9 protein-coding genes are annotated in these 13,623 nt (G+C 48.6%); 3 read left to right on the top strand and 6 right to left on the bottom strand.

All coding sequences use genetic code 11. The features are described 5' to 3' along the window. Nucleotides 1-207: 207 nt before the first annotated feature. The 4 genes from ACR6Z4_RS28355 to ACR6Z4_RS28340 form a co-directional block, all read right to left on the bottom strand. Nucleotides 208-1,917 carry a hypothetical protein gene (locus tag ACR6Z4_RS28355; RefSeq protein ID WP_479720705.1) on the bottom strand — a complete coding sequence of 570 codons (1,710 nt, stop codon included), beginning with the start codon at nt 1,915-1,917 and terminating at the stop codon, nt 208-210. A gap of 876 nt (nt 1,918-2,793) precedes the next feature. Beyond that, on the bottom strand, nt 2,794-3,273 hold the full coding sequence (locus tag ACR6Z4_RS28350) for an SH3 domain-containing protein (protein ID WP_479720704.1): 480 nt from the start codon (nt 3,271-3,273) through the stop codon (nt 2,794-2,796). A 320-nt stretch (nt 3,274-3,593) separates the two neighbouring features. Then, nucleotides 3,594-3,776, bottom strand: coding sequence for a DUF4278 domain-containing protein (locus ACR6Z4_RS28345; protein WP_479720703.1), 183 nt, complete (start codon nt 3,774-3,776; stop codon nt 3,594-3,596). Between the two features lie 280 nt (nt 3,777-4,056). Beyond that, on the bottom strand, nt 4,057-4,476 hold the full coding sequence (locus ACR6Z4_RS28340) for a hypothetical protein (protein WP_479720702.1): 420 nt from the start codon (nt 4,474-4,476) through the stop codon (nt 4,057-4,059). A 633-nt stretch (nt 4,477-5,109) separates the two neighbouring features. Here ACR6Z4_RS28340 and ACR6Z4_RS28335 point away from each other — a divergent pair. Together ACR6Z4_RS28335 and ACR6Z4_RS28330 are read left to right on the top strand one after the other, a co-directional pair. Continuing rightward, the gene (locus ACR6Z4_RS28335; RefSeq protein WP_479720701.1) at nt 5,110-6,462 is read left to right on the top strand and encodes an AAA-like domain-containing protein; all 1,353 of its coding nucleotides are present in this window, start codon (nt 5,110-5,112) and stop codon (nt 6,460-6,462) included. A 2-nt stretch (nt 6,463-6,464) separates the two neighbouring features. Beyond that, nucleotides 6,465-10,487, top strand: a complete 4,023-nt coding sequence (locus ACR6Z4_RS28330; RefSeq protein ID WP_479720707.1) for an AAA-like domain-containing protein — start codon at nt 6,465-6,467, stop codon at nt 10,485-10,487. Here the strand turns inward: ACR6Z4_RS28330 and ACR6Z4_RS28325 are convergent. Then, complete coding sequence (locus ACR6Z4_RS28325; protein ID WP_479720700.1) at nt 10,484-11,563, bottom strand: glycosyltransferase; 1,080 nt, start codon at nt 11,561-11,563, stop codon at nt 10,484-10,486. The two genes, ACR6Z4_RS28330 and ACR6Z4_RS28325, sit on opposite strands and share 4 nt — an antisense overlap. A gap of 211 nt (nt 11,564-11,774) precedes the next feature. Continuing rightward, nucleotides 11,775-12,398: a M10 family metallopeptidase C-terminal domain-containing protein gene (locus ACR6Z4_RS28320; RefSeq protein ID WP_479720699.1), complete on the bottom strand. Its 624-nt coding sequence runs from the start codon at nt 12,396-12,398 to the stop codon at nt 11,775-11,777. 532 nt (nt 12,399-12,930) lie between these two features. On the opposite strand from ACR6Z4_RS28320, the gene ACR6Z4_RS28315 reads away from it, so the two are divergent. Beyond that, on the top strand, nt 12,931-13,476 hold the full coding sequence (locus ACR6Z4_RS28315; RefSeq protein ID WP_479720698.1) for a tyrosine-type recombinase/integrase: 546 nt from the start codon (nt 12,931-12,933) through the stop codon (nt 13,474-13,476). Nucleotides 13,477-13,623: the final 147 nt, after the last annotated feature.

The following is a 13,623-nucleotide window of genomic DNA, read 5'->3' as shown; positions in this document are numbered from 1 at the left end:
GAACTTTGGTGCGAGTGCCGCGCAGAGCGCGGCACTCGCACCAAAGTTTATTGCTTAAATTAGCAACGCCCAAGAGTGCGAAATATAGCCGCCGCAGGGCTGGTTAGGACGGGGGCGCGGGGGCTGTGCCCCCGGACAGGGGTTTCACCCCTGCACCCCGTTTTAATTAACCCTTCAATCGCTATAGCATTCGTCAATTCCCGATGGTTAGAGATCCTCAAGCCGGAGGTGAGGGTTGGCGTTACACCAGGCTTGGGCTTCTGCTATCAAGATGGCATCCCCTGATGCTAAAAACTTCTTCATCTGGGCGATTTGGGCAGTCTGATAGCGTTGATCGCGCTCATCCGATGGTAATGCCAGGGAGGGGCGATCGACGGTTTGAGCGCCTTTTAGATGCCTTGTGAGATTTGATACCACCTGCTGGACGTACTGAACCCCTGATGGTGAAGGGAGGGGTGGACAAGTCTCTGTATCAGGGACGGAGTCTGAAGCCGTGTCTAAAACGGGATCTTCGGCTTCAGGTTCAACGGCGATCGCCAAAAAATTACGACCTGAATCGGAGGGTTCAGGGCTACCCAAATCGCTGGAATCATTGCTGGGATTGAGATTACGACCTGGCTCTAGGAATAAGCTTGCAGCATTTTGCTCGTTAGATGTGCCTTCAGCACAATCTAACGAGTTAGATGCACATGAGGTGGGGGGGTGCGGGGGGGTATTCCACAGGTGTTTGGGATGCCAGAGATCGCGGTGGTTATAGAGGGTGCTGCCGCCAATGCCGAGGCGAGTGAGTGCGCGGAAACGTGCTGTGGTTGCGGCGGGTAGGGTGTTGGTTTCTAATAAATGGGCGATCGCTGTTTTAATTTTTTCGCGTGCAGTTTCCGCTTGTTGTTGGTTCCATGTTGGCAAGCTGGTAAGCCGTTCTTTTGCGATCGCGTCTTCTGCCGTGTCAGCTATCTTGGTTTTGGCTTTGAATTTGCCTCGAGGGCTGCCGTAATGAAAGTAGTGGCTGTTTTCAATGCATCGTGCCCATTCTTCGCTCCGACGGACGATTTCATGGCGATGGTTGCACCAGTGCTCATATCCGGGAAGCGAACGGGCAATCTCAACGACCGCATTCACCAATGCTTGCCCTTCTAAAGGATCTCCCCCCGAGAGAAAGTGGCGAAAAATGTATTCTCTCAGGGTGATTCGTCCTAAAAGTCGATTGGTTTGACCGGCACCTGTCCAGCCCAATTCGATCTCTGCATTCAAATCATTGATAAACTTATCGGCTTTGCCCGAAATTCGATAATACTTGCGCTTGGCTTGTTTGATCACCTGTTTGAGGCAACTCGTGCTCATCGCATTGCGTTGCTGGGCAAACCGCCAATGGCTCACGAATAACTGCTGTGTACTGTAAATCGGCTGCAAGTTTGAGTTGAGTAGATAAGACCCCATTTGAAGCGGTAGCCGGTGGGCATGAAACAAGGTGCGCTGTCCGCTCACCTGATAGGGTTTGGGGTTGGGAAACACTTCCAGTAGCCCTGGTTTTAGCGTAAACCCGGCATTTTCCAGCAGGGTTGCCACTGCGGTAGCGAGTTCCCAGGAACTTTGAGCCACGTCAAACGGAAAGTATAAATGCAATCCCTGACTATCGCTGGATGTACAAGCCACATAGGCGACTAATCCCAATGGCTCCAGTGCCGCTTGTATCCGAGCGATCGCCCAGGGATCGTTGTTGGGATGGTAAGGGCTGGTGATGTCGATATCTATCAAGCAATAGTAGGTGCGGCTACCAAAGCGGACGCCAAATAAACTAGACCCCTGCATCAAAACCCGATCGGATAACGGATAACGCCGTTCGGTTTGCCAATCGGGCGATCGCCCTGGCTCGGGGTGTGGGGCAAAAATGAAATCAAAACGGTGAGGAAAGAGCATGAGAAATTCGCTATCCCCTTCCGTCACGAATTGGCAAGAGGGAGGGGTCCCCGTTTGCGGGTGAGGGACCGGGGGAGGGGTTGAATTGTCTGGAGGAAATGTAACGAACATTAAACTTTGTCGCACAAATGATTTCGCGGAATTGTACACCATCGAGTAAACAGCCCTTGAGCTGTTTACTAACTGCCTCAACCGGGCTAAAAAGGGGTGGTTGTTTACTCACTCAAATCATTGCGCTGTCTTGGTTGTAGGGATTCTTGATCCTGATAGTAGTAGGGGGTCGGGCAAGGAAAATTAAACACGTTAGTAAACAGAGTTTGTTTACTTAAATTTTTGTTAAAAATAAGAATCCTTGTTTTTCAATGGTTTCAGCAATTGTTAAGAATTTTTAGTAGTGGGGGGTCGGGAAATAGTAGTAGGGGTTCGGGAAATAGTAGTAGGGGGTCGGGCATACCTTCAAAAAAAAATAATTCATAAAATTTAATGATTTCTGGAAAAATAAGGATTGACAAAAAGGCTTTTTTGCGGATGAAATTGGTGTGATTTATCTTCATTTTGAGTCTGAGCGCACAGCGCTCAGACTCAAAATCGGGGAGTGTATTAAACAGCCGACCCCCTATTGCTATCCCAATCCATTGAGATAGTAGTAGGGGGTCGGGTAATTTGTTTACTGGCTAAAACTATTGCTGTATAAGCGTTTGAGCTGAAAATAGGTAGATTTCTGGGCTGTTTACTGTTTACTAGTTGTTTACTAAGGCATTGTCAGGGAGACATAGCGATCGCGCGAGATAAATATGACCCTGAAACCCAAGGTTTCAGGGTCATATTTATGCCCAAAATCAGTACGATCCAGGAATGGCGATCGCCTGAATGGCGTTAAACAGCCAACCGAGTAGGCAATTTGCTCCGTCGCTGCTGGGGTTTTGACGGGTGCGGGGCGATCGCCAGTTGCCCCCGATAATACAACTCGGCAATGGGTTCTAAGAGCTGACGAATTGCCGGATCCTCGGACTGGAGTAACCCCGTTGTGTCTACATAACAGGTTTGCCACCACTCAGGGTTGCGCTCTGTTAATGCTGCCATCAGCTCGCCATAGCTGAGTTTTGACTTTTCTGCCGTCGATGGCAGTGACCAGCCTGCCCACTCCACTTTCTGCATCACCGCACAGCAGACCCTGAGATAGTATTTGAACTTAGACGGCATGGGAATACGAGGTTTTAACAGTTTTTGTTGGGCAATGTATAAGCGGTGTTGAACCAGTGCGCTCGACAAACTGTTGATATGAAAAGGTTGATACTTAGGATACATAACTGGATTTTCCACACTAATGAGATCTGACCCTGGTTTCTGACTCATCCGACTGAGCTAAAGAAGTTGCTTGAGATCGCAGTTAAGAGTGAGATTTGCCGCGTGGATGTGACGCACGGCAAGGGTCAGTTCTAAGGGGCATATCCAAATGGAGAGATTCTCTTTGGTAGGTGCGGTCTTGGGGAGGAGAATCTTCAAATGACGTTAATTTTAGAGATTTTAAAAGGGAAGAAAGTTTCATCACTCTGACTCGATAGGGGGCTTACGAGATAGATGGTGCTAAATTCAGACAGAATTTAGCAACGCCAGAAATGAGATAGAACCGCTCAGCGGTTCTATCTCATGGGCACAGGTTGTTGAATGCGATTTCAGGCTTGGGTGTAGTGAACGCCACGATATTTCAGATGATTGGTACCGATGGATCGGGGCGCAACCATGACATGTTTGAGTCTAAAAGATTGACCCAAAAATAACCCGGTTTGCTGCGTTTCAACCGCTTCAACGGAGGAGGTTTGAGATTCGTAGGAAATACCGCGATAGGAAAGTTGCATGATTCTTCTCCGTAAGGTGGGTGGGGGCGTAGAGAAAAGTTGCTGCTGCTTGGGCGTTTCTGAAGTTTGCGAATAAGGTTAGTGTGCCGGTTACAGCGCTGTTAAACCACCTATGTTTAGGCTGTTAAGCCAGAACTTAGGCGAGGCTATACCGATTCCTTAAATTAGGGGTGCCAATGGCTGGGGCATGGATTCTAAAGCAGGGTTCACGGCATGATGTTCTGTGGCACGGGCGTCGCCCATACCACAGAACATCATGCTTTTTTAGGACTGCCTGAGATTAAACAGATAGCTCGATGGATCGGGGCTGGGGTGCGGTGTCTGAGCGATAGGATGAAGTGGCGATCGCCGATCGCACCGCGTTATAAAACTCTTCAATTGGGCTTAACAGTTGAGATAACACCGGATCATCAGACTGAAGAAACCCTGCCTCATTCACATAACAGTATTGCCACCAGGTGCGATGGTGAGCCGTCAATGCCGCGATCAGATCTAGATAGCTCATGGTCGAGTTGGCATCATGATTGATATCGCAGCTGACCCACTCAACCTTTTGCATCACAAAACAGCACACTCTCAGATAGTAGGTAAATCTGGATAACTCAAAGGTGCGTCTGGCTAACAGACCTTGTTGCGCAACCTGAACGCTCCGTTGAATTTGAATTTCCGACAATGCACTATAGAACACACGATGGCTCATATTGCCTCTTCGGGGAGATCGGTATAGCGAAAGTGGGCACTGCTGAATTCATCGATGAGCGTTGGCGTCAGTGCGGCGTTCTGCCCATCAGTCATACCATCTTTCATGATGTTGGGTTGTGCAGGCTTTGCTCGCACAACCCAACATCATGAGATTCGATAGATGCATTGTTGAGTGAATGGCGTAGATACGATTAAGTTGATCTTTTTTGTAAGTGCATCACACTTACAAAAAAGATCAACTGAGTTCGCTTCTTGGTTAGGAAAGAGGGGGCTTTGGCTTAACGTCCTTGATGTCTCGACTAAGGTCAGTGTCTACGGTTTAGCCCGACTAATCCACCGAGGTTTAGGGTCTTAACCCAGAACTTAAGCGTATTTTGGCAACGCATTGCTCAACCTCAAGCTATAGAAGGCGATCGCCCAGATTGTTGCTAAATCAAGCGCAGACCCTGAGCTGCTTATCTTCGGAAACCGCTACTTATCTTTGGAAATCGCCCACAATTTGCCTCGAATAGAGCGGACTGCCACCAGCTAAACTTCGGTGGTTGGGTGCGATCGACAGCAGTAAGATCTTGCTAGTGTCTATAACACGAGTCGCGTTAGTCAAGGATATTCAATTGGAGCAGGCAGATTGATGAACCCACCGAATCCACCCAAACGCCGCCGGAGACGAGGGGTAATCCTAACGCCACAAGGATTTGAAAAGCTGCAACATGCTAAATCAGATGCAGAATTTGCCGAGAATGCGGGGCATCGCTACACCCTCGAATCTCTGAGCGAGCGCACAGGTTTGGCAGTCGATACGTTAATGAAAATCTTTGCCTGTGAATCTGGGGTCGATAAACAAACGCTAAAGGCCTGCTATCGTGCGTTTCGTCTGACGCTAGAGTCAAAAGATTACTCCTATCCTGAGCCACCGTTAGATGAGAGCGAGAGTTCGGAGTCTGAAGAATTAGAGTTAGAACCTGATTTGCCAGGGGGGCAGGTGCCGTTGGAGTCGGCATTTTATGTTGAGCGCCCCAGCATAGAAACAGATTGTGCCAAGACGGTTTTGCACCCTGGCGGTTTAGTCCGCATTAAAGCGTCCCGGCGAATGGGAAAAACCTCATTAATGGCGCGCATTTTGCGATCGGCGCAGCAATCGTGCCAGACGGTGTCATTAAGCTTTCAGCTGGCTGATAAGGCGATCTTCGATAACCTAGATCTGTTTCTCCAGTGGTTTTGTGCCAACGTTGGGCTGGGGGTGCAGTTGCCCAACCGCATCCTGGACTATTGGGATGATCTATTTGGCAGCAAGATTAGCTGCAAGATTTATTTTGAACAATATCTGCTGCCCAAAATCGGGCAACCGTTGGTTTTGGCATTAGATGATGTCGATCGCCTGTTTCAGTATCCTGATTTAGCCGATGAATTTTTTGGGTTATTGCGAGCCTGGCATGAGGAAGCCAAAAATCGAGATATCTGGAAGCAACTGCGGTTGGTGGTGGCACACTCTACTGAGGTTTACATTCCGCTCAATGTCAACAAATCCCCGTTTAATGTGGGGTTGCCGATTGAATTAACGGCTTTTACAACCACACAAGTCCATGATCTAGCCCAACGCTATGGGTTAGAGTGTTCAACCGACCAACTGGAACAATTGCTGGTGTTAGTGGGTGGGCATCCTTATCTAATCCAGCTGGCGTTTTATTCGATCTGGCATCAGGATGTCACGTTAGATCAGATTATGCAGCCCACCTCGGTGCCGACGGGCATTTACAGCGATCACTTGCAGCGGCAACTGTGGAACTTGCAACAATATCCGGAGTTATCCATTGCGTTTGCTAAAGTTGTGGCGCAGTCATCGCCTGTGGTGTTAGATCTGGTGCAAGCGTTGAAGTTGCAAAGCCTGGGATTGGTGAATCTCCGAGGAAATCAGGCGACTCCCAGTTGTGTCTTGTATGCTGAATATTTTCGCGATCGCCTAAAGGAGAGCCCCTCAGTGTGAAGATGCGTCGTACCCCGGTCAACGCTTTACTTCCCAATTGGTTACGCCGAACCTCACTCCGATCGATCCTGATCATTCCCTTTGTGCTCCAACTGGCTGGAGCGGTGGGTTTGGTCGGTTACCTGTCTTATCGCAATGGGCAAGCGACGGTGCAAGACCTGTCGTCTCAACTGCGTCGCGAAATTACAGCACGCATTGAGCAACAACTACAAACCTATGTCAATATCCCTTATTCGATTAACCGCATCAATGCCACGGCATTTTTAAACGGAGATATCAACATCGAGCAAGCGACCGGGTTTAGCCAACTCTGGGAGCAAGCCCGAATTTACTCCAATACTAATTTGATTTATTGCGGCAGCGAAACGGATGGGTCGTTGTTGGGTGTGGGTCGCAGTGAAGATAGCCGCACCTTACAACTGGTGATGTATAACCAGAGCACGGGATTTCTTGGACATTACTATGATTTAAGTCATAGGGGCGATCGCCTCGATGTGCAACAGGTAGGCAAACAAAAATACGATGCCCGAATTCGTCCCTGGTACAACGCTGCCAAACAACACGGACGAGCGACCTGGAGCGAAATTTATTTAGACTTTGACACGCAACTGCCTACAATCACGGCCAGTACGCCCGTATACGATCGCTCTGGTCAAAGACTCATTGGCGTTTGTGCGACTGACTTCATTCTTCCTGCCGAAATGAGTGCATTTCTGCGATCGCTCAACGTGGGAAAGTCAGGAGAAACCTTCATCATGGAGCATTCGGGTGCATTAGTGGCTACCTCAACCCAGGAAATATTGGTGGAAGGTCAGGGTAGCGACATCCAATATCGCATGGCAATTAATAGTACCGATCCATTAATTCGAGGCACTGCCAGATATTTACAACATCAATATCGCTTGGACGACCTGGAGCAAGCTAAACAGCTAGACTTCACCCTCAATGGACAGCGACAACTCGTGCAAATTTTGCCGTTTCATGACGGTCGTGGCATTGATTGGTTAATTGTGGTGGTGGTGCCCGAAGCCGACTTTATGGGGCGCATCCAGGCAAATACACAGCTGACCCTTGCGCTTTCCCTGTTGTCGTTGGGCATTGCCCTGTTTGTCGGAATGCTGACAGCCCGTTGGATCACCCGACCAATTTCTAACCTCAACGCCGCTGCCAAAAATATTGCACAGGGGCAATGGCACAATCCGGTCAATCTGCGTCGCACCGATGAAGTCGGCGAGCTGGCTCAGTCGTTTAATCAAATGGCAAGCCAATTACGAGAATCTTTTGTTGCGCTCGAAACCCGCAATACCGATTTGCAAACGACGAAAGATGATCTTGCCCGCGCTAACGAACAACTCGAAGCCGTTCTCAATGCCGTACCAGGTCCCGTCTCCTGGATCTCAGCCAATGGCACCTATGTGGGGATTAATTCCTATCTGGCTGAACGTTTGCAGCTCGATGCCGAAGACATTATAGGGAGAGCCGTGGGCACAGAGGGTAATAGCCCGGACTATGTGGCATTTGTCGAAGATTTTTTGCAGAGTTCCCAAGAGTCTGCGGCACGAGAAATCCTGATTCAGCTCAGCGATCGCCCCCGTTACTATCTCCTGGCGGCTCAGAAATATCAACAGGGGGCAGCAGTTGTCATTGTTGGGATTGACATCACCGAGCAACGACAAACACAGGCCGCCTTACGTCAGGCTGAAATCACCAACCAGGCAATCATTAGCGCGATTCCTGATTTAATGATGTGGATTCGTAGCGATGGGACGTGCCAGGGCTTTAACCCTGGTCGCGCCACGAAAATGATCAACGAAGATCAGTTCTATGTCGGGGTCAATATTTACGATTTGACGCCCTTTGCACAGGCTGAAATGCGGATGCACTATGTGCGTCAGGCATTGGCAACAGGAGAACTGCAAGTCTATGAATATGAGATTGAAATTGATGGACAGGTGCATTATGAAGAAGCCCGATTGATGCCTCTGAGCGATACAGAAGTGTTGGTCATGGTGCGAGATATGACACAGCGCAAGCAAGCAGAAGCTGCCCTGCGACAAAGCGAAACCAACAATCGAGCGTTGATTGCTGCCATGCCTGACCTGTTAATTCGAGTGCGGCGAGATGGAACCTATCGCGATATTCAGGGCAGAAATCGCGTCACCCTTTATGATGGCGATGATTTTTGGGAAGGCAGCAGTGTCTATGATTCATTGCCTCCGATTGAGGCACAGCGGCGGATGCAATACATTCAACGCACCTTGCAAACGGGCACCATGCAGGTGTATGAACAGCAATTGACCATTGATGGTCATGTGCAGCACGAAGAAGTTCGAATGGTTGTGACTGATCGAGATGAAGTGCTGATGATTATTCGCAACATTACCGAACAGAAACGGGCAGAAGCCGCATTGCGGATTGCCGAAGAAAACTATCGAGGTATTTTTGAAAATGCGTTAGAAGGGATCTTTCAATCAACGCCCAATGGTGTATTTATTCGCATCAACCCGGCTATGGCGCGCATTTACGGGTATCCGTCACCAGAAGAAATGATGCTTGACGTTACAGATATTGAACGTCAGATTTATGTAGATCCGGCAGGGCGATACGAATTTAAGCGCCGCATGGAATCAACTGGAGAAGTAAAAAACCTGGTGTATCAGAGTTACCGCAAAGATGGCAGCATCATTTGGGTGGAAGAGAATACTCGGGCGGTGCGCGATGAAGATGGGTACTTACTGTATTACGAAGGCATTATTGAAGACATCACCGATCAAAAACGGCAGAAGGAAATTTTAGAAGAACGGGTGCGCGAACGAACCCAAGAACTCTCTGAAACATTGCAAATTCTCAAGGCGACGCAAGCAGAATTGATGATTGAAAATGCTTTGCTGCGCACCGAAGAAGCAGCTGCAACCTTTGATTATCAAGTGGGGGGTAGTTTGCCGCTGGATGCGCCCACATATGTTGTTCGGCAAGCCGATCGCTATCTCTATGCCGGGTTGAAACGGGGTGAATTTTGCTATATTTTCAACTCGCGGCAGATGGGAAAATCAAGCTTACGGGTGCAAATTATGCGACGGTTGCAAGCCGAAGGATTTGCCTGTGTTGCGGTCGATATTTCAGAAATTGGCAATCGTCGGCTGGCACCTGAGCAATGGTATGCCGGATTTTTGTATACCCTGGCAAATAACTTCAATTTGTTAGACCGGGTGGATATTCGTAGCTGGTGGCGCGATCGCGAATTGTTGTCTCCGGTGCAGCGCCTGGGCGAGTTTATTCAAGAGGTCGTGCTCACCCATATCTCCGAAAAAATAGTCATTTTCATTGACGAAATTGACAGTGTCATTAACCTGGATTTTGAAATCGATGATTTCTTTGTGTTGCTGCGGGCTTTCTACAACAAACGCGCCGATCATGCGGACTATCAACGGCTCACGTTTGCCTTATTTGGTGTCGCAACGCCGTCCCAATTGATTCGCGACAAAACCCGCACCCCGTTTAATATTGGTCAAGCCATTCAACTCAAAGACTTTCAACTGCATGAAGCCCAACCGTTGCTGCAAGGTCTGGCAGATCAGGTCAAAAATCCTCAAGCGGTTCTCAAAGAGGTGTTGGCCTGGACGAACGGACAACCGTTTTTGACGCAAAAAATTTGTAAGCTGATTCGTAATCTACCGTCTGAAATTTCGATCGATCAAGAATCTGTCTGGGTTGAAACCCTGGTGCGATCGCACATTATCGAAAATTGGGAATTTAACGACGAACCCGAACATTTAAGAACCATTCGCGATCGCATTCTCCAAAACCCGACCCAGGCTATCCATCTCCTCACTCTCTATCGGAAAGTTTGGCAGGATGAAACTGTATTGGTGCTTGATAGCCCCGACCAGGTAGAGTTGTTGCTCTCGGGCTTAGTCATTAAGCTCCAGGAGACGCTGAAGGTTCACAACCGCATCTATCAACTGATTTTTAATCATGTCTGGATCGATTACACCCTGGCAACTCTCCGTCAGCAGCCCGACTAAACACAGAGTTGCAGGCAACTTTCAGCCACATAATCGAGAAAATTTTGATTCCAGTCAGAGAATTGCGCCGCGACGTGTCGGGCATTGTCTGCCAGAGATAAAACGTGCGCTTGCGCTGCCAATAAATTTTCTTCTGTGGGGTTGATCAAGACCTGGGCAACATTGAAGCGTAAGAGTGCATTGCCATTCAGCTGTTGTTCAATATAACGCGGCAAGATCAGTTGGGGAATGCCTGCCAGCAAGCAGGCAATCGTTGTGGTTAAGCCGCCATGGTGAATGGCAATCGATTTATTGACTAAGGCTTCTTGTAACGGTTGAAATGGGGAGTCTGTTTGAACGATGTTGAGAACGGATTGATAGGCAGGATAGTCTTTAGAAAGGTAAGTCCAGGGCTGCTTAGAAGGCGATCGCGTAGCCAGGGGTAGGGGGGCGATCGGCGCACTGACGTATTCTGTGATCTGGGATTGTGCGGTTTGGGATTGTGTGGTCTGGGATTGCTGCCGCCAATCGCGATAAAAATCGAGTTCCGGTAGGCTAAAGATAAAGCTGCGATCGCCGTTTAACGCCTGTCCGACTGACGTCTGCAAATTGACGACGTGTCGAATGGTTTCGCTCACCTGTTCCTGCTGTTGTTTCGATTCTGGCGGAGCCATAGACCTGAACGCAGGAAAAATTTCTACCGGGGGTGGAACGGCAAAATGGCTCCCTGTCACAACCGTAGGCACCAGCCCCTGAGCTGCCAATACTAAGCCAGGAGCATGATCGGTAATAACCAGGTCAGGATTAACCGTTTTGAGAATGTCTTGCCAGTTTTTAAGATGCTGACGCAAAAGATCGGCTTGAGCAAATCCAAAGGTTGCCAGGATATCTGCAAACGTGTACGAGTTTTCTCGACCCGAAAAAGGTAATCGGGGAGCATTCACCCGTTGCCAGGGAAAGTCGGTTCCCTTCAGGGTATAAGTCTTGAGGGCAAAAACAGGCTCACATCCTTGTTTTTCTAGCCGCTCTGCTAAGGCTGCTAAACGCTGGATATGCCCTTGGCCCGCCCCTAACTCCCATCCCAGTAAAACCTTCATTGCCCTTTCCCACTCTTCTTCAAGTATTCCCAATGGCAACAACGTAAGGGCAGTCCTAAAAAAAGTAATGATGTGTTGTGGCGCGGGCATCGCCCGCGCCACAACACATCATTCTCTGCAATGAAATATATAGCAATGCTCAAGGGTGTGAAGTACAAGTTTTTGAGTAAGAGCCACGCAGAGCGCGGCTCTCACTCAAAAACCGTAATCGTTATGCTTGAACGACGAAGTCTGAACCCGATAAAACAGCACCGGGAGCAAGATTGGATAAGGTGGCAAACTTAGCGCCTGAGCCTAATCCACCAGCGCTACCATTTTGGTTGTAAAACAAGCTGTGTGATTCAGCACTGTAGACGATCGCACCACTTGCCCGATCGACACCTGCATCTGTTGCAACCATACTAAAGTCGCTTCCCATGCTGAACCCGTCGCCAACCATGCTTTTCAAGCTACTAAAGGTAGTCTTGCTCAAGACAATTTTATCTGTTCCCGTCATGAAATCTGTAATGGTATCGACGCCGATATCCTTCTTGTTGAAAACTTGACCTGTGCTGTAAACAAATTGATCTGCGCCCCAACTCCCAACCAAGGTATCATTACCGGCTGAACCGATCAGCACGTCGCCGCTTTTCTTGCCATAGTTGGAACCTGGCATTTGTCCTAATTCGTCATTGCTGCCACCGTGGGGGCGAGACTTTCCTGGATCTCCGCCTTCTGCCCCATTTCCGATCCCCTGATTGTAGTGCACGATAGGGTCAACCGTTCCACCATAGCCTGCCGAATCAACCGTTCCACCATAGCCTGCCGAATCAACCATTCCACTAGAATCTGACATCGTCATCTCTCCTAATTGCGTGAGATACCTCCATCTAAAAGAAAGGGCGGTTGAAATGGTTGAGTGAAAACATCGGCAAAATATGGATGGAATTCAGGGAACTTGCGGGAAGTTTGTACGCACGGATCTCAGGTTTGAAGTCGGGGTAAAGGCACTCCCGTAAAACTAATGGCTATTAGGTGCTTCAAGCGGGGTTAAACGAGTTGAAGTGTCCAGGAATTACGCATGAATGGGAAGGGAGAGGGTGATCTAGTAACCCTGGAAAAATCAAAGATTGAGATCAATACGGATAGGGCGAACGATTGAGTTTATAGAATCTTTAATGTTCGCAATAATGTTAGCAAAACTTATGAATCAAATTTGAACGACGATATTATCAGGGTTCTAGCGATCGCTGTTCGATGTTGATTGATAAGCATACGTGAACTATCCGGAATTACTCCGATCAAGTCGATACAATCCTTATTCTTTCGTTTACGTTTAATACAAAACGTCAAATTATAATAAAGGGGTGGCAAGTAGGGATGGGGCTATGGCAAAGGTAAATGGTAAAGGTCAAGCCGTCATTTTAACGGGCGAACAGATTGAGCAGATCTTAAGGTGTGCAAGAGAGCCTTATCGATTGGCGATCGCCATTGCTGCCTATACGGGCTGTCGCATGGGTGAAGCGATCGCATTGAAAGCCGAAAATTTACGGGATGGGCACATTACCTTCACGGAAACCAAGAATGATGTTGCCCGAGAGGTGCCGTTACATCCGAAGTTACAAGCTATGTTAGCGGCTGCTAACTTACCAAAATCGGGATATCTATTTCCCAGTAATGGTGGGCGATCGCATCCTCATCTGACCCGGCAGGCAACCTGGAATGAGCTGAAATCGGTTTGTGAAGCCTTGGCGATCGAAGGCGTAGGAACCCATAGCTTCAGACGAACGGCACTCACCCTGATGAAAAATGCCGGGGTTCCCTTAAAAGATATTGCGTGTATTTCAGGACATAAGAGCTTAGATCAATTGTCGCGCTATCTCGAAGTGACAGAAAACGAGAAACAAGCGGCGATCGCCTGTCTGAGTTTTTAGAACTACCGATCCAGAGAGTTGATTTTTTGCGCCCTTTGGGCGCAAAAAATCAACACTGCCGACGACTGAGACAAGTAAATCAGGAGGTTGTGTGAGAACCCGCGCGGAGCGCGGGTTCTCACACAACCTTTGTCCTCATTAACCCTT

The organism is Calyptranema fuscum S582 (assembly GCF_055793305.1).
Note: the sequence above shows the minus strand (reverse complement) of the source record. Positions and strands in the feature narration are given on the sequence as shown.

What these genes read in the sequence shown, in the direction of transcription:
- ACR6Z4_RS28355 (WP_479720705.1), bottom strand. Translation starts at nt 1,917, where the DNA reads ATGCTCTTTCCTCACCGTTTTGATTTCATTTTTGCCCCACACCCCGAG.
- ACR6Z4_RS28350 (WP_479720704.1), bottom strand. Translation starts at nt 3,273, where the DNA reads ATGAGTCAGAAACCAGGGTCAGATCTCATTAGTGTGGAAAATCCAGTT.
- ACR6Z4_RS28345 (WP_479720703.1), bottom strand. Translation starts at nt 3,776, where the DNA reads ATGCAACTTTCCTATCGCGGTATTTCCTACGAATCTCAAACCTCCTCC.
- ACR6Z4_RS28340 (WP_479720702.1), bottom strand. Translation starts at nt 4,476, where the DNA reads ATGAGCCATCGTGTGTTCTATAGTGCATTGTCGGAAATTCAAATTCAA.
- ACR6Z4_RS28335 (WP_479720701.1), top strand. Translation starts at nt 5,110, where the DNA reads ATGAACCCACCGAATCCACCCAAACGCCGCCGGAGACGAGGGGTAATC.
- ACR6Z4_RS28330 (WP_479720707.1), top strand. Translation starts at nt 6,465, where the DNA reads ATGCGTCGTACCCCGGTCAACGCTTTACTTCCCAATTGGTTACGCCGA.
- ACR6Z4_RS28325 (WP_479720700.1), bottom strand. Translation starts at nt 11,563, where the DNA reads ATGAAGGTTTTACTGGGATGGGAGTTAGGGGCGGGCCAAGGGCATATC.
- ACR6Z4_RS28320 (WP_479720699.1), bottom strand. Translation starts at nt 12,398, where the DNA reads ATGTCAGATTCTAGTGGAATGGTTGATTCGGCAGGCTATGGTGGAACG.
- ACR6Z4_RS28315 (WP_479720698.1), top strand. Translation starts at nt 12,931, where the DNA reads ATGGCAAAGGTAAATGGTAAAGGTCAAGCCGTCATTTTAACGGGCGAA.